At 61.0% G+C, this 15,215-nt stretch carries 16 protein-coding genes; 6 read left to right on the plus strand and 10 right to left on the minus strand.

Features of this window, described 5'->3' with window-relative positions:
- The first annotated feature begins 12 nt into the window (after nt 1-12).
- The 4 genes from purB to ACR0K1_RS03885 all read left to right on the plus strand — a co-directional run bounded on the left by purB (nt 13) and on the right by ACR0K1_RS03885 (nt 4,444).
- Nucleotides 13-1,317, plus strand: coding sequence for an adenylosuccinate lyase (gene purB, locus ACR0K1_RS03870; protein ID WP_480848835.1), 1,305 nt, complete (start codon nt 13-15; stop codon nt 1,315-1,317).
- Between the two features lie 380 nt (nt 1,318-1,697).
- On the plus strand, nt 1,698-2,237 hold the full coding sequence (locus ACR0K1_RS03875) for a tetratricopeptide repeat protein (RefSeq protein WP_480613668.1): 540 nt from the start codon (nt 1,698-1,700) through the stop codon (nt 2,235-2,237).
- Nucleotides 2,238-2,305: 68 nt separating this feature from the next.
- Complete coding sequence (locus ACR0K1_RS03880) at nt 2,306-3,406, plus strand: flagellar motor switch protein FliG (protein WP_480848838.1); 1,101 nt, start codon at nt 2,306-2,308, stop codon at nt 3,404-3,406.
- Between the two features lie 114 nt (nt 3,407-3,520).
- Nucleotides 3,521-4,444 (plus strand): lysophospholipid acyltransferase family protein, encoded by a 924-nt coding sequence (locus ACR0K1_RS03885; RefSeq protein ID WP_480613664.1) that lies wholly within the window; start codon nt 3,521-3,523, stop codon nt 4,442-4,444.
- Here the strand turns inward: ACR0K1_RS03885 and ACR0K1_RS03890 are convergent, their stop codons facing one another.
- Nucleotides 4,445-5,146 (minus strand): DUF1223 domain-containing protein, encoded by a 702-nt coding sequence (locus tag ACR0K1_RS03890; RefSeq protein ID WP_480613662.1) that lies wholly within the window; start codon nt 5,144-5,146, stop codon nt 4,445-4,447.
- 226 nt (nt 5,147-5,372) lie between these two features.
- Between ACR0K1_RS03890 and acnA the strand changes: the two genes are divergently transcribed.
- Both acnA and ACR0K1_RS03900 read left to right on the plus strand, forming a co-directional pair.
- Nucleotides 5,373-8,063: an aconitate hydratase AcnA gene (acnA, locus tag ACR0K1_RS03895; protein ID WP_480613661.1), complete on the plus strand. Its 2,691-nt coding sequence runs from the start codon at nt 5,373-5,375 to the stop codon at nt 8,061-8,063.
- A gap of 120 nt (nt 8,064-8,183) precedes the next feature.
- A complete protein-coding gene (locus ACR0K1_RS03900) occupies nt 8,184-8,519 on the plus strand; it encodes a TM2 domain-containing protein (RefSeq protein WP_480613659.1) in 336 nt (111 codons plus the stop codon).
- Nucleotides 8,520-8,537: 18 nt separating this feature from the next.
- Here ACR0K1_RS03900 and ACR0K1_RS03905 read toward each other — a convergent pair whose 3' ends face one another.
- The 9 genes from ACR0K1_RS03905 to secD all read right to left on the minus strand — a co-directional run bounded on the left by ACR0K1_RS03905 (nt 8,538) and on the right by secD (nt 15,207).
- A complete protein-coding gene (locus ACR0K1_RS03905; protein WP_480613657.1) occupies nt 8,538-9,077 on the minus strand; it encodes a DsbE family thiol:disulfide interchange protein in 540 nt (179 codons plus the stop codon).
- The gene (ccmD, locus tag ACR0K1_RS03910) at nt 9,070-9,228 is read right to left on the minus strand and encodes a heme exporter protein CcmD (RefSeq protein WP_480613655.1); all 159 of its coding nucleotides are present in this window, start codon (nt 9,226-9,228) and stop codon (nt 9,070-9,072) included. Before ccmD ends, ACR0K1_RS03905 begins: the two co-directional genes overlap by 8 nt.
- Nucleotides 9,225-9,998: a heme ABC transporter permease gene (locus ACR0K1_RS03915; RefSeq protein ID WP_480613653.1), complete on the minus strand. Its 774-nt coding sequence runs from the start codon at nt 9,996-9,998 to the stop codon at nt 9,225-9,227. The genes ccmD and ACR0K1_RS03915 overlap by 4 nt, the downstream gene beginning before the upstream one ends.
- 61 nt (nt 9,999-10,059) lie before the next feature.
- The gene (gene ccmB / locus ACR0K1_RS03920) at nt 10,060-10,716 is read right to left on the minus strand and encodes a heme exporter protein CcmB (protein ID WP_480613651.1); all 657 of its coding nucleotides are present in this window, start codon (nt 10,714-10,716) and stop codon (nt 10,060-10,062) included.
- Complete coding sequence (gene ccmA / locus ACR0K1_RS03925; RefSeq protein ID WP_480613649.1) at nt 10,713-11,327, minus strand: heme ABC exporter ATP-binding protein CcmA; 615 nt, start codon at nt 11,325-11,327, stop codon at nt 10,713-10,715. Before ccmA ends, ccmB begins: the two co-directional genes overlap by 4 nt.
- A gap of 146 nt (nt 11,328-11,473) precedes the next feature.
- Nucleotides 11,474-11,827 carry an Mth938-like domain-containing protein gene (locus tag ACR0K1_RS03930; RefSeq protein ID WP_480613647.1) on the minus strand — a complete coding sequence of 118 codons (354 nt, stop codon included), beginning with the start codon at nt 11,825-11,827 and terminating at the stop codon, nt 11,474-11,476.
- A 9-nt stretch (nt 11,828-11,836) separates the two neighbouring features.
- The gene (locus tag ACR0K1_RS03935) at nt 11,837-12,583 is read right to left on the minus strand and encodes a TSUP family transporter (protein ID WP_480613645.1); all 747 of its coding nucleotides are present in this window, start codon (nt 12,581-12,583) and stop codon (nt 11,837-11,839) included.
- Nucleotides 12,576-13,544, minus strand: coding sequence for a protein translocase subunit SecF (gene secF, locus ACR0K1_RS03940; RefSeq protein WP_480613643.1), 969 nt, complete (start codon nt 13,542-13,544; stop codon nt 12,576-12,578). The genes ACR0K1_RS03935 and secF overlap by 8 nt, the downstream gene beginning before the upstream one ends.
- A gap of 1 nt (nt 13,545) precedes the next feature.
- A complete protein-coding gene (gene secD / locus ACR0K1_RS03945) occupies nt 13,546-15,207 on the minus strand; it encodes a protein translocase subunit SecD (protein ID WP_480613641.1) in 1,662 nt (553 codons plus the stop codon).
- Nucleotides 15,208-15,215 lie beyond the last annotated feature (8 nt).

The raw sequence follows: 15,215 nt of genomic DNA on the forward strand, positions 1-15,215 counted from the left end.
GTGCCGCTGCCAATGATTCCACGCTATTCCCGCCCCGACATGGTCGCCATCTGGTCGCCCGAATCCAAGTTCCGCATCTGGTACGAGATTGAGGCGCATGCCTGCGACGCCATGGCGGATCTGGGCGTCATCCCGCGCGAGAATGCCGAGGCCGTGTGGAAAGCCAAGGATGCGGAGTTTGACGTGGCCCGCATCGATGAGATCGAGGCCGTGACCAAGCACGACGTCATCGCCTTTCTGACCCATCTGGCCGAACATGTGGGCAGCGAAGAGGCGCGGTTCGTGCATCAGGGCATGACCTCTTCGGATGTGCTGGACACCTGCCTGAACGTGCAACTGACCCGCGCCGCCGATCTGCTGATTGCCGATCTCGAAGGCTTGCTGGCCGCCCTGAAACGCCGCGCGATCGAACATAAGGACACCATCCGCATCGGCCGCAGCCACGGCATTCATGCCGAGCCCACCACCATGGGCCTGACCTTCGCGCGCTTCTATGCCGAGATGGACCGCAACCTGTCCCGGATGCGCGACGCCCGGGCCGAGATCGCCACCGGCGCCATCAGCGGCGCGGTCGGCACATTTGCCAATATCGACCCGCAGGTCGAGGAACATGTCTGCGACAAGCTGGGTCTGGTGCCCGAACCGATCAGCACGCAGGTCATCCCCCGCGACCGCCACGCGGCATTCTTTGCCACGCTGGGCGTCATCGCCAGCAGCATCGAAAACATCGCCATAGAAATCCGCCACATGCAACGGACCGAGGTGCTGGAGGGGGCCGAATTCTTCTCGATGGGTCAAAAGGGCTCCTCGGCCATGCCGCACAAGAAGAACCCGGTGCTGACCGAGAACCTGACCGGGCTGGCCCGCATGGTCCGCGCCGCAGTGATCCCGGCGATGGAGAACGTGGCGCTCTGGCACGAGCGCGATATCTCGCATTCCTCGGTCGAGCGTATGATCGGGCCGGACGCTACTATCACGCTGGATTTTGCGCTGGCCCGCCTGACCGGTGTGATCGACAAGATGCTGATCTTCCCCGAGAACATGATCGAGAACATGAACAAGTTCCCCGGCCTTGTGATGAGCCAGCGGGTGCTGCTGGCGCTGACCCAGGCCGGTGTCAGCCGCGAAGATGCCTATGCTATGGTCCAGCGCAACGCGCTGAAGGTTTGGGAACACCGCACCGATTTCAAAGAGGAACTGCTGGCCGACGCGGATGTCACAGCCGCGCTGAGCCCCGCAGAGATCGAAGAGAAATTCGACCTCGGCTATCACACCAAGCACGTCGATACGATCTTCGCGCGCGTGTTCGGCGAATAAAAGGCCAGCAATACCAGACCGATCCAATGGCCCGGGCCGCTGCACGCAGCCCGGGCCTTGTTCTTTTGCCAGATGGTCTGAAATCAGGTATTCTCAGATCAGATTTCTTATCGGAGAGGCACCATGGTCCGTACCATTCTCTGCTCATTCGCCTTGATCTGTGTGGCGTCCGCAGGCATCGCCTGCAGCGGGCATTCCAAACAAACCCAGTCCTGCGCGCCCGGCTCGTTCTGGGACAGCGAAAGCCAAACCTGCATGAAAATTGTCAATAGCTGACATTTTTCTGTCCTGCATGTGAATAAACGCGACCGGGCGGGTGTTAGCTTTTCTGAAGATCACACTATGATTTCTAAAAGCAGCCCTGAGACCGGAGTAGTATAATGCGCCTCATTTTAGCTTCTGCAATTGCCTTCCAAGCCTTTGCCTTTGCCCCTTATGTTCACGCCGCAGGTGGTGACAGCAACCCGCCCAAGCCCACCAACACCACCAAAAAGTGTCTGTTCGGGCGCGTTTATGACAAAGACCGCGGGCGGTGCGTGAAGCCGAACAAGACCAATTTCACCGAAGATCAACTCTATGACGCGATGCGCGAACTGGCCTATGACGGGCAGTTCGAAAACGCGCAGGACATTCTGCGCATCATGGACCAGAATGACGACCGCGTTCTGACCTATTGGGGCTTCACCTATCGCAAAATGGGTGAGCTCGAGATGGCGAATGTGTTCTACCAGAACGCCATCGACAAGAACCCCGACAATATTCTGGCGCGCAGCTATATGGGCCAGGGCTTTGTGTCCGAGGGCAAAACCGATCTGGCCATCGCGCAATGGCGCGAGATCAAGGCCCGTGGCGGTGAAGGCACCTGGGCCGAAGCCTCTTTGCGTGAGGCGATCAGAACGGGTCTGACCTATAGCTACTAGGCTTCAGTCTTTCTTTACCCGATTCCCCCTAATCTGCCTGTGGAACAGAGTTTTGGCACCACAGGCAGATGCAGGATTCAAACGCATTGATACAAATGGCACCGGGGCAATCCGCGCCGGTCGCCGATCCGGCGGATGACGCGCCGCGTGTCGTTGCCCGGGCATTGAACAACCGGGAAAAGGCCGCCGTTGTCGTGCGTCTTCTGTTGAACGAAGGCGCGGATATTCCGCTGGAAGAGCTGCCCGACGATCTGCAGGAAAAACTGACCCACCAGCTTGGGCAAATGAGTCTGGTGGACCGCGTGACGCTTGATGCGGTGGCGCGGGAATTCGGCGATGCGCTCGACAGTGTCGGATTGGCATTTCCCCACGGGCTGGCCGGGGCGCTGGACGCGGTGAACGGCAAGATCGCACCAACCACCGCCGCCCGCCTGCGCAAAGTGGCCGGGGTGCGCCAGATCGGCGATCCATGGCAGCGATTGCGCGATATCAGGGTCGAGGATCTGGCCGCGATGGCACAGGCCGAAAGCACCGAGGTCGCGGCGGTGATGCTATCCAAACTGGACACGGCCAAAGCGGCGCAGATGCTGGGCCACCTGCCCGGCCCGGTGGCGCGGCGGATCACCTATGCTGTTTCCAAAACCGCAAATGTCACGCCCGATGCAGTCGAACGCATTGGCTGGTCTCTGGCCGCGCAACTGGATCAACGCCCCGCTCAGGCCTTTGCCGACGACCCAGGCGCGCGGGTCGGCGCGATCCTGAACCAGTCTGCCGCCTCGACCCGGGATGGCTTGTTGGATGCGCTTGACGAAGAGGATGCCGATTTTGCCAGCGTGGTGCGCCAGTCGCTGTTTACTTTCGCCCATATCGCAACACGCATTGCGCCCCGTGACGTACCCGCGATCCTTCGCGAAGTTGAACAACCCGTTCTGATCACCGCCCTGGCCGGTGCCGCTGCCGAGGATGACCAGGCCTCGGTCGAGTTTGTGCTGTCCAACATCTCCTCGCGCATGGCGGATAACCTGCGCGAGGAGATGGGTGAGCGCGGCCGTGTCAAACGGGCCGAGGCCGAGGACGCGATGACACAGATCGTAACCGCGATTCAGAATTTGGCCGGCGAAGGCGCGATCACCCTGATCGAACCCGAAACCGAGGAGGAAGACGTTTAACAAAACCCGGCGTATCGGCCCGTTACTCCCTCCGCCCTCGATGCGCGCTTGAGGTTGAAAGCGACGGGTTGTATGTCTGGGCCAACAATTCGCAACACGCGGTGAGACGCCTTTATGCCCGTCGAAAAGTCGGAGCTCAGCCGGTTTGAGCTTGGAAAGTACTATGCCACCAGTTTGTTCCTGAAAGGGCTGATCGGCGCAATGCGTCTGCTGCCCTACGAACGGCGCATCGCAACGATGGGTGCGCTGGCGCGCGGTGTGACCCCTCTGATCGGCTTCACCAACCGGGTGCGGCGGAACCTGAAACTCACCTGCCCTGACCTGCCCGAGGCCGAGGTCAAACGCATCTGCCGCGCGGTTCCCGACAATGCCGGGCGCGCGATCATGGAACATTTCTCGCCCGAGGATTTCACCAAGCGCCAAAGCACCGCCAAAGTGTCCGGTCCGGGGGTCGAGGCTTTTGACGCTGCTGTCGCCGAAGGCCGCCCGATCATGATGATCACAGCCCATTTCGGCCACTACCTGGCGGCCCGCGTCGCCCTGCAAACCCGCACCGGCAAGCCGATCGGCTGCCTTTATCGCCGAATGGCCAACCCCTATTTCAACGATGCCTATGTCGAAGCGTTCTACAAAACCGGCGCGCCCATGTTCGAACAAGGCCGCCGGGGCATGGTCGAAATGGTCCGGTCGCTGAAGAAAGCTGGCATTATCGCCATCGTTTCGGACCTGCACGCCCAAGGCGGTGAAGAGCTGATGTTCTTCGGCAAACCGGCGGTCACGTCCGTTTTGAATGCCGAGTTGGCAATCAAATACAACGCCGTGCTGATCCCGTGCTACGCGGTGCGGCAACCCAATGGCATCGATTTCGATATCGTCCTGCATGAACCGGTTCCGCACACCGACGCAAAGACAATGACTCAGTTCACCAATGACGATCTTGAGAAGATGGTCCGCCAGCACATGGGTCAATGGTTCTGGATTCACCGCCGCTGGAAAAGCTGGAACGGGCTGGGCGTGCACCCCAAGGACATGCCCTGATCACTTGACCCGCGTGGCCGCCACGATCGGCCCGTGCCCGACCCGCTGCACCAGAACAACCGCCGGCAGGTCCGACGCCAAGGTGGCCGAGAATTGTTGCGGGGCCACCCCATCCCATCGACCGGCCACCTGCCAGCTTTCAACCACATTGGCATAGTCCAGCTCATGCCCCGCCAACTCTCCCCGACGGATCGAGGCATGGCGCATCGGGGTATACTGCACGACGCGGATGTCAAAACTTTCGCCCTCGGGCATTTCAACCGGCGTCACATCCACCGTCAAATCGTTGCCGGACCGAACCGCAGTGACATAGGCCTCGGCGGCGGCTGTCAGATGGGCATCGATCAGGCGGTTCACCTCACCCGCCTTTGCCCCAACGACATCCTGCTCGCCGTTTATGACCATCTGCGGCGTATAGATCATCGACCGCCCACCCTGCCGCGCATAGGCGCGCTGCCGCATCGCGTGATCGGGGTCGGCAAATTCATCCTTCCAGCCGATATAGTCCCAATAGTCTACATGCAGGGCCAGACCGATCACATCATCCCGCTGTGCCAGATCATGCATGATCGCGTCCGCAGGCGGACAGGACGAACATCCCTGCGAGGTGAACAACTCGATCACGACCGGATCCTCTTCGGCTGTGGCCGGAAGGGTAAACAACAGGGATGCGGCTGCCGCTGTGGCAATGGCTTTCAGCATAATGGGTCTCGGCTTGGTTCAGTGCTTCAAGGTGTACTGACTCTGCCGTTCAACCACCAATCAACGTTTCTTGAGACATATCCGTCCTGCTGCAACATATTTGTGCACAATGGTATGCAGTTTTCGACCCGAAGCCCCCTCGCAAAGCTTGAACCGAACACAAACGTGGTACAGATAACGTGCAGCGAATCCCGCGTTCCAAGTCATTTGAGAGGGAGGCCATTAGATGCCAATCAAAGTTGGACACGATACAGCCAGGGCTCGGCGCAGCCTGAATGTAAATGGCAGATTGATCGATTATTATTCAATTCCCGCCGCGCAAGAAGCCGGTCTGGGAGATTTCTCGAAACTTCCCGCTGCTTTGAAAGTCGTTCTGGAAAACATGCTGCGATTCGAGGATCAGGGGTTCTCGGTCTCGGTCGACGACATCAAAGCGTTCGGCGAATGGGCCGCCAATGGCGGCAAGAACCCGCGCGAGATCGCATACCGCCCTGCACGCGTTCTGATGCAGGATTTCACCGGCGTTCCGGCTGTGGTCGATCTGGCCGCGATGCGCGACGGCATCAAAGGGTTGGGTGGCGACGCGCAGAAGATCAACCCGCTGAACCCGGTCGATCTGGTCATCGACCACTCGGTCATGATCGACGAATTCGGCAACCCGCGCGCATTCCAGATGAACGTGGATCGCGAATATGAACGTAACATGGAACGCTACCAGTTCCTGAAATGGGGCCAGAACGCGTTCAACAATTTCCGCGTTGTGCCGCCGGGCACCGGCATCTGCCATCAGGTGAACCTGGAATATCTGGCCCAGACCGTCTGGACCGACACCGACCAGAACGGCGGAGAGGTTGCCTATCCCGATACGCTGGTCGGCACCGACAGCCACACCACCATGGTCAACGGCATGGCCGTTCTGGGCTGGGGTGTCGGCGGGATCGAGGCTGAGGCCGCGATGCTGGGCCAGCCGATCTCGATGCTGATCCCCGAGGTTGTGGGCTTTGAACTGACAGGTGCGATGGTCGAAGGCACCACGGGTACAGACCTTGTGCTGAAGGTCGTGGAAATGCTGCGTGAGAAGGGTGTTGTTGGAAAATTCGTCGAATTCTACGGCGAAGGTCTGGACCGCCTGCCGCTCGCCGACCGGGCGACCATCGCCAACATGGCACCGGAATACGGCGCGACCTGCGGTTTCTTCCCCATCGACGGTGAAACCCTGCGCTACATGCGCAACACCGGCCGCGACGAAGACCGGATTGCTCTGGTCGAGGCCTATGCCAAGGAAAACGGCTTCTGGCGCGGCGCGGACTATGCGCCGGTTTATACGGACACCCTGAGCCTCGACATGGGCACTATCGTTCCCGCGATCTCTGGCCCGAAACGCCCGCAGGACTATGTCGCCCTGACCGACGCCAAGGCCGCCTTTACCAAAGAGATGGCCGAAACCTTCAAACGCCCCATGGGCAAGGAAGTCGCCGTCAAAGGCGAGGATCACACGATGGAATCGGGCAAGGTCGTGATCGCCTCGATTACCTCGTGCACAAACACCTCGAACCCGTATGTGATGATCGGCGCGGGTCTGGTGGCGCGCAAAGCCGCCGCGCTGGGGCTGGATCGCAAACCGTGGGTCAAAACCTCGCTGGCACCGGGATCGCAGGTCGTGTCAGCTTATCTCGAGGCTGCGGGCCTGCAGGACGATCTGGACAAGATCGGCTTCAACCTCGTGGGCTACGGCTGCACCACCTGTATCGGCAACTCCGGCCCGATTCAGGCCGAGATTTCCGATGCGATAGCTGAGGGCGATCTGGTCGCCACCTCGGTTCTGTCGGGCAACCGGAACTTCGAGGGCCGGATTTCACCGGATGTGCGCGCCAACTATCTGGCCTCGCCGCCGTTGGTCGTGGTCTACGCGCTGGCCGGGACGCTGGACATCGACCTGACCTCGGAACCGATTGGTCAGGACAAGGACGGCAATGATGTCTACATGAAAGACATCTGGCCGAATCAGAAGGAAATCGCTGATCTGGTTCAGGAAACCGTCACCCGCGAGGCGTTCCAGACCAAATACGCGGACGTCTTCAAAGGCGACGAGAAATGGCAGAGCGTCGATGTTCCGCAACAGGAGACCTATGACTGGCCGCCGACCTCGACCTATATCCAGAACCCACCCTATTTTCAGGGGATGGGGCCCGAGCCGGGCACGATCTCGAATATCGACGGGGCCAAGGTTCTGCTGATCCTTGGCGATATGATCACCACCGACCACATCTCGCCCGCCGGGTCCTTTGCGACGACCACGCCGGCCGGAAAGTACCTGACCGACCGTCAGGTGCAGCCGCGCGAGTTCAACTCCTACGGCTCGCGCCGCGGCAACCACGAGGTCATGATGCGTGGCACTTTCGCCAATATCCGCGTCAAGAACGAGATGCTGGATGGTGTCGAAGGCGGCTATACCTTGGGTCCGGACGGTCAGCAGACCTCGGTCTATGAGGCGTCGATGGCGCATCAGGCCAATGGCACTCCGCTGGTGGTATTCGGCGGCGAGCAGTATGGCGCGGGGTCCTCGCGCGACTGGGCTGCCAAGGGCACCGCACTGTTGGGCGTCAAGGCCGTGATTGCCGAAAGCTTTGAGCGTATCCACCGCTCGAACCTAGTTGGCATGGGCGTGATCCCGTTCGAGTTCACCGGCGGCGACACCCGCAAGACGCTGGGCCTGAAGGGGGACGAAACCGTCTCGATCCACGGTCTGGACTCGGTAGAACCGCTGCAAGAGGTCCCCTGCACCATCGTCTACGGCGATGGGACCGAGAAGACCATCACCCTGAAATGCCGGATCGATACCGCGCCCGAGATCGAATACATCGAAAACGGTGGCGTGCTGCAGTATGTGCTGAGGAATCTGGCGAAAGCGGACTGACGCAACAGCACCACCTTTTTGAGTCGCAACAAACCCTGTCAATGGCGGGGTTTGTTACTTTACCGAATTCACCCTTTGGGTGATACGTACCCAATAATTCAATTAAAAAGGGTACGTTAAATGGCACTTTCCACCGAACAGCAAATGCTGGTCGAACAACGCTTGAGCAACGAAAAGAAATCGACGGTCGTCGCTTATTTGCTTTGGCTCTTTCTTGGCGGGCTTGGTGGGCACCGCTTTTACCTTGGGCGCACCGGCACTGCGATTACGATGCTGATCCTGTTTGTTGTCGGCTGGGCAACCGCCGCATTGGTGGTTGGTCTTGCACTGCTGATCCCACTGGGGATCTGGATGCTTGTTGATGCATTCCTGATACCGGGCATGATCAGTCAGGACGCAAACGCCAAACGTACGGCAATCGCCAATGAAGTTGCTGTGATGTCCGGCGGCAGTTAATCTTGCCAGGCGGCGGCGTCAGCCACCCGCCGCCTTTTCCAGCGCAGGCCGGATCGTGCTTTCGATGACGCGTTGGGTGATCGGCCCGGCAAAGCGCAGGATGACCGTGCCTTGGCCGTCGATCACATAGGTTTCGGGCACGCCGTAAAGACCCCAGTCCAGTGCCATGCGCCCTTGCTCGTCCCGGCCGATCGCCTCGTAGGGATCGCCCAGTTCGGTCAGAAATCCTTCGGCGTTGTCCAGCTTGTCTTTGTAGTTGATGCCGTAGACCGGGATACCTTCCTGCGACAGCGCCTCGAGGTTGGGGTGTTCGGCGCGGCAGGGCGCGCACCAGCTGGCCCAGTAGTTGACCAGCTTGACCTCTCCGTCGCGCAGCGTGGCGTCGTCAAACATTTGCTTGCCGGGGAATTCGGTCAGGACAACGGGCGGTGCGGGCTGGCCTTCGCGGGCCGACGGCAGCGCGTTGGGGTCATCGCGGAACATCCCGATCCCCGCCAGAACGGCGAATGCGCCGAAGATCAGCGGCGGCGCGATCATCAGGGGTGAGACTTTAACCATTGCGCGTAATCCTTTGTTCGACCTTCTCCATCTCGGCCCGCACCTTGCGACCGCGCATGATACTGAACGCGACCAGCGCCACCAGCAAGAGGATGGATGCCGCGTAAGACGACAGGACAGCGTCCGCATATTTTCCAAGATCGGGGATCATCCGCCCACCCTTTCCCGCGCCAGCAGCGCCTTGATCCGGCGCGCGCGAATTTCAGTACCGGTGCGATACAGGACCAGCGCAACGAACAGCAATACAAAGCCGATGATGCAGATCAGCAGCGGGTAGAAGAAGATGTTGCTGACCTTTTCCTCGGTATCCGTGCCGGTAACGGCTCCGGCCCGCATGACCGACGCGCCCTGATGCAGGCCCTGATTCCAGAAATTTACCGCGTAACGGCTGAGGATCGCAAAGACCGAGCCCACCAGACACAGGACCGAGGTCAGGTCGGCTGCGGTGTCGGGGTCCTCGATCGCTTCCCACAGGGCGACGTAGCCCAGGTAGAATAGGAACAGGATCAGGAACGAGGTCAGGCGAGGGTCCCAGGCCCACCAGGTGCCCCACATCGGTTGCCCCCAGATCGCGCCTGTGGCCAGCGCGATCAGGGTCATGACGATGCCGACAGGGGCCGCAGCCCGGGCGGCCAGCGCGCTGACATGGTGACGCCGCACCAGCCAGACCAGCGAGGTTGCCAGCATCATCAGCCAGCAATTGATCGCCATCAGCGCCGCCGGAACGTGCAGGTAAATGATCTTGACCGTCGAGCCCTGCTTGTAGTCATCCGGCGTGAAGAAGAACCCCCAGACCAGACCGACCACGATACAGGCCGCCGAAGTGATCCAGAAGAACGGCAGGACACGCTCGCTGGTCGCGAGGAACTTTCGCGGGTTGGCGTATTCCCATAGGGCGTTGGCTTTGGCTGCGATTGACATGGGCCTTATCTAGTCCGACTCGGGTGTGTTCTCAATTGACCTCGGTCAATCTTGTGGCGCTTCACCGCAGATTGATCCGCAGCACGGCGGCGCTGGCAAAAGGCAGCAGGGCGATGGTAGCCGCCGTGATCCCGGCCAGCATCAGCAGCGGGGTCTGAACCTCCATCCCCACTGCGCCGCGGCGGGCGACTTCGGCTCCGAAAATAAGGGTTGGGACGTAAAGCGGCAACACCAGCAATGACAGCAGCAGTCCGCCGCGCTTCAGACCCACCGTCAGGGCCGCGCCGAAGGTGCCGATCACGCTCATGGCCGGGGTGCCGATCAGCAGCGATATCACCAGCCAGGTGAAACCCGGCACCGGCAGGTTCAAAAGCACGCCCAGAAACGGGGCGGCCAGCACCAGCGGCAGTCCGGTTGTCAGCCAATGGGCCAGCGCTTTGATCGAGACAACGGACTCGAGCGGCAACGGCGCCGTAGCCAGAAGATCCAGCGAGCCGTCCTCCCAATCCAGCGCCAGCAGGCGGTCCAGCGACAACAGGCAGGCCAGCAATGCGCCCAGCCACAGAACGCCGGGGGCAATGGTCGACAACAGGGACGATTGCGGGCCGACGGCAAAGGGCACCAGAACCGTGACGATCAGGAAAAAGGCCAGCCCCAACCCAAAGCCGCCCCCGGCGCGGAAGGCCAGTTTCAGGTCGCGCAGCAGCAGGGCGATCACAGGAAACCTCCGTCGAAATCATCGATGGGTTTGGGTTTGGCCTTGTTGGGGCCGACATCCAGAACCTCACCATCCAGGCCGAGGTCGATATGAGTGGCGATCAGGGCCGAGCCGCCCTGCCCCAGATGCGCGCGCACTGCGTCGGCGAACATCTGCACCGCGTCACGGTCCAGCGATACGGTGGGTTCGTCCAGCATCCAGATCGGACGGCCCGTGACCAGCATCCGCGCCAGCCCCAGGCGACGTTTCTGCCCCGCCGACAGGTTTCCCGCATGGCGGTCGGACAGATCGTTCAGGGCAAAGGCGTCAAGTGCGGGCTGGATCGTATTGGTACCAAAGACCGAGGCCCAGAAGCTGAGATTTTCAACCACGGTCAAAGTGGGTTTCAGGCCGTCGGAATGCGATGCATAGGCGATCTGATCCTCGGCTCCTTCGATCTGCCCTTCCAGTGGCGGCTGCAACCCGGCCAGCGTTCGCAGCAAGGTTGTCTTGCCGATCCCGTTCGGACCGCGCAGGATCAGCGCCTTGCCGGGGTGGAGCGTGAAGCTCAACCCTTCAAGCACGGGAACGCCGCCGCGGGTGATGGCCAGATCGGTCACAATCAGTGTCATATCGCCCGCTTAGCGGATTGTGTGGGCGGACAAAAGGACGGAATTGCCGCAGAGTGGCGAGGGTTGGTTTGTTTGGTTAGGGCAGAGCGAGGGGCCAGCCCCTCGCGCTCCCCGGGATATTTTTGGCCAGATGAAGATGGGATCCCTCAGACCGGGATCAGGGCGAGGGCGACGCGGCGGCCTTCGGAGAGTAGCACGTTATAGGTGCGGCAGGCGGCGGGGGAGTTCATGATCTCGACGCCGATGCCGACCTCTTCCAGCGTTGCGCGCAGGTCAGGCGGGATGCGCGTCAGGTCTTTGCCGGTGCCGATGAACAAGACGTCGATGTGATCCGCAAGTTGCAGCAGCGGCGGTTGGTCATTAAAGCCGCCCCACCCTGTTGTCCCGGTTGGGCCGGTCAGAACCGGGCCGTCGTGGACCTGTCCGCCGATGCGGAAGAAGCCGGGGCCGTAGCCATCGACCGGAACTGCATTGTTATATGTGATCTCGTTCAGGCGCATGTAGCGGTTCTAGCCCCAAAGCGGCAGGCCCGACAAGGCCGCCAGTGCGATGGCCAGATAGGCCGCCGCGCGGTAAAGCCGTTCATGCTCGGGGTGGAACATCCATCCGCCCAGCCAGTTCCCCGCCAGATTCGGGATGGCCAGAGCGAGCCCCAGCGCCGCGGTAGCCCAGGTCACCCGCCCGATCCCGGTCAGATAGCCGAGCAGCAGGAAATCAAACGCAAAGAGGAACAGCAGGATCGTGGCGCGGATCACCTGCACTGGCAGCGGGCGGGACATGTAGAACAGGATCACAGCCGGCCCCGGCAAACCCGCGACACCGCCCAGAAACCCTGCAGCGGCGCCGATCCCGGCGACCATCGCGCGGCGGACCCGGCCGCTATACCTGAGCCCCAATATCAGAACGGCGAGCATGAAAAGCGCCAGCAGGCTGACCGCGTATCGAAACACCTCGGGGTCGACCCGTGTCAGCACCCATAGGCCCAGGGGCAAAACCACGGCGCATCCGCCGACCAACCGGGTCAAGTCGCCCTTGTCCACGTCGGCCCAGGCGCGGCGCAGGTTGGGCAGCGGGCCGAAGATGTCCATGATGGTCAGGCCGATCAGCGCGCCGAACGGGCCAAGATGCGGGGTTGCGATGGGAAGGAAAACCAGCGCGGTTCCGAAGCCGGAAAACCCGCGTACGACGCCACCCAGAAAGGCTGCGAAAAAGATAATGGCCAGCCCGGCAGGGGGCTGGCCAAAGAGCTCAGGCATCGACGTTGGCAAACTGGTTGCCCGCCGTGTTCGACGGTTTCGACCAGTCGCGCTTGACCCCCAGCCACAGCAGGATGGTCGAGGCCACGAAGACCGAGGAATAGGTTCCCACGATCACGCCCCAGATCATCGCGAAGACGAACCCCCGGATCACGTCCCCGCCCAGAACATAGAGCGAGATCAGCGCCAGCAGCGTCGTGACCGAGGTCATGACCGTCCGGCTGAGCGTTTCGTTGATCGAGATGTTCAGGACCTCTTTCAGGTCTTTCTTTTTGTATTTCCGCAGGTTCTCTCGCACCCGGTCGAACACGACCACAGTGTCGTTCAGCGAGTAGCCCACGATGGTCAGCAGCGCCGCGATGATCGCCAGATCGAAGCGTATCTGAAGTTCCGAGAAAATGCCGATGGTCAGGATCACGTCATGCACAAGTGCGGCCACTGCCCCCAGCGCGAACTGCCATTCGAAGCGCAGCCAGATGTAGACCAGCACCGCGCCAATCGCCAAGGCGACGGCAATCACGGCGGTCTGGATCAACTCGCCCGACACTTTGGGGCCAACGGATTCGACCGACACGAACTGAATGTCGGGGACGGCGAGTTTCAGCGCCTCTTCCACCGCGGTCACGGTTGCGGCAGAGACGGCCTCGGCATCTTCCTGCGCCTGAATGCGGATCATTGCCACGTTTTCGTCCGGCCCGAAGGTCGGATCGAAAATCTCGGTAATGGTCACATCGCCCAGTTCCAGCGGCGAGATTGCATCGCGATAGGCCCCTACATCGATTTCCTGCGCACTTTGGGTGCGGATCGTGGTGCCGCCCCGGAAGTCGATGCCGAAATTCAGACCCTGCAGCAGGAACGACCCGAAGGCCAAAACCATCAGCAGGCCCGAGATACCCAGCCAGACCTTCCAGCGGCTGAAGAAATCGAACGAGGTGTTTTGCGGTACGAGTTTCAGTCTCATGTCAAACCTCGATCATTTTCGGACGGCGGCGTTCGAACCACATCACGATCATCAGGCGCGTCACGAAGATCGCGGTGAAGACCGAGGTCAGAATGCCCAGACCCAGAGTGATGGCGAAGCCGCGCACGGGGCCGCTGCCCATGGCGAACAGGATGGTCGCGGTGATGAACGTGGTGACGTTGGCGTCCAGAATGGCCGACAGCGCCTTTTCATAGCCCAGTTCGATGGCACGCGCCGGGCCCTTGGCGGATTTCAGTTCCTCGCGGATACGCTCGAAAATCAGCACGTTGGCGTCCACCGCCATACCAACCGTCAGCACGATGCCGGCGATCCCTGGCAGGGTCAGCGTGGCCCCGATCAGAGACAGCAGCCCGAACAGCAGGCCGACGTTGATGATCAGCGCGATGTTGGCGAAGATGCCGAACAGACCGTAGCTGAGCGCCATGAAGACCAGAACGGCAACGAAAGCCACGATAGTCGCCACCTTACCGGCGTCGATACTGTCCTGCCCCAGTTCCGGGCCGATGGTGCGCTCTTCCAGGAACTCCAGCCCCGCAGGCAGCGCACCAGCGCGCAGCAGGACGGCCAGATTGGTGCTTTCCTCGACGGTGAAATTGCCGGTGATGATGCCCGAACCGCCCGGAATATGGCTTTGGATCACGGGGGCCGAGATCACTTCGTCATCCAGAACGATTGCGAAGGGCTCGCCAATGTTTTCCAGCGTGTAGTCGCCGAACTTCCGTGCGCCGGATGTGTTGAAGCGAAAGTTAACCGCCGGGCGTCCGTTCTGGTCGAAGGATGGCTGCGCATCGACAAGTTCTTCGCCCGTTACAACGGGGGCCGCGTCAAGCGTGTAGTAGAACCCTTGCTCATCAATCGAAGGCACAACTTTTTCACCTGGACGAGGTATTACGTCCGGGTCGGTGCCGCGACCTTCAACCGGATTAAACGTCAATTGCGCGGTCGTGCCGATGATCTCTTTCAGCTCACCCGCGCTGCCAATGCCCGGCACCTGAATCAGAATCCGGTCGGCGCCCTGACGCTGAATCGTAGGTTCGCGCGTCCCGACCTCATCAATCCGGCGGCGGATGATCTCGAGCGCCTGACGTACCGTCCGGTCGTCCGAGGCGAGTTTCTCGGCATCCGTCAGTTGAACGATAATCGTGTCACCTTCGGCGCGGGCCTCGATATCGGTTGAACCAACGCCGGTCAGGGTCTGAATCTGACGGGCCAGTCCACGCACAACCTCCAGCGCGCGGGACATGCCTTCGGGCTGGCTGATGCGAACGCGAATCTCATCCGGGGCCGAGTCCTGTTTGCGGATCGTGCCCACGGTCGCACGCTCATCCCGCAGCGCATCACGGATTTCGGGCCACATCGCCTCCATCCGGGATTCGTAGACATCGCCGACCTGCACTTCGGCCAACAGATGCGCGCCGCCGCGCAGATCAAGGCCCAGATTGACCAGAGACGACGGCATCCAGTTCGGCCATTGCGCGGCCTCTGCCTGCATCTCGGGCGTGTCGATCCCCAGCTCAATCGCGGCCTTGGCGTCGTTCGATTGCTCGACGCGCGTGTAAAACGCATTCGGCAGGGCCAGAAGCAGGCCGGTCACACAGACCAGCCAGATCAGGACCCGCTTCCAGGTGTCAATTTGCAGCATTACCCTGC

The organism is Ruegeria sp. F5, assembly GCF_056533845.1.

What these genes read in the sequence shown, in the direction of transcription:
- purB (WP_480848835.1), top strand. Translation starts at nt 13, where the DNA reads ATGATTCCACGCTATTCCCGCCCCGACATGGTCGCCATCTGGTCGCCC.
- ACR0K1_RS03880 (WP_480848838.1), top strand. Translation starts at nt 2,306, where the DNA reads ATGCAGGATTCAAACGCATTGATACAAATGGCACCGGGGCAATCCGCG.
- ACR0K1_RS03890 (WP_480613662.1), bottom strand. Translation starts at nt 5,146, where the DNA reads ATGCTGAAAGCCATTGCCACAGCGGCAGCCGCATCCCTGTTGTTTACC.
- ACR0K1_RS03900 (WP_480613659.1), top strand. Translation starts at nt 8,184, where the DNA reads ATGGCACTTTCCACCGAACAGCAAATGCTGGTCGAACAACGCTTGAGC.
- ccmA (WP_480613649.1), bottom strand. Translation starts at nt 11,327, where the DNA reads ATGACACTGATTGTGACCGATCTGGCCATCACCCGCGGCGGCGTTCCC.
- secF (WP_480613643.1), bottom strand. Translation starts at nt 13,544, where the DNA reads ATGAGACTGAAACTCGTACCGCAAAACACCTCGTTCGATTTCTTCAGC.
- acnA (WP_480613661.1), top strand. Translation starts at nt 5,373, where the DNA reads ATGCCAATCAAAGTTGGACACGATACAGCCAGGGCTCGGCGCAGCCTG.
- ACR0K1_RS03875 (WP_480613668.1), top strand. Translation starts at nt 1,698, where the DNA reads ATGCGCCTCATTTTAGCTTCTGCAATTGCCTTCCAAGCCTTTGCCTTT.
- secD (WP_480613641.1), bottom strand. Translation starts at nt 15,207, where the DNA reads ATGCTGCAAATTGACACCTGGAAGCGGGTCCTGATCTGGCTGGTCTGT.
- ACR0K1_RS03935 (WP_480613645.1), bottom strand. Translation starts at nt 12,583, where the DNA reads ATGCCTGAGCTCTTTGGCCAGCCCCCTGCCGGGCTGGCCATTATCTTT.
- ACR0K1_RS03915 (WP_480613653.1), bottom strand. Translation starts at nt 9,998, where the DNA reads ATGTCAATCGCAGCCAAAGCCAACGCCCTATGGGAATACGCCAACCCG.
- ccmD (WP_480613655.1), bottom strand. Translation starts at nt 9,228, where the DNA reads ATGATCCCCGATCTTGGAAAATATGCGGACGCTGTCCTGTCGTCTTAC.
- ACR0K1_RS03885 (WP_480613664.1), top strand. Translation starts at nt 3,521, where the DNA reads ATGCCCGTCGAAAAGTCGGAGCTCAGCCGGTTTGAGCTTGGAAAGTAC.
- ACR0K1_RS03930 (WP_480613647.1), bottom strand. Translation starts at nt 11,827, where the DNA reads ATGCGCCTGAACGAGATCACATATAACAATGCAGTTCCGGTCGATGGC.
- ACR0K1_RS03905 (WP_480613657.1), bottom strand. Translation starts at nt 9,077, where the DNA reads ATGGTTAAAGTCTCACCCCTGATGATCGCGCCGCCGCTGATCTTCGGC.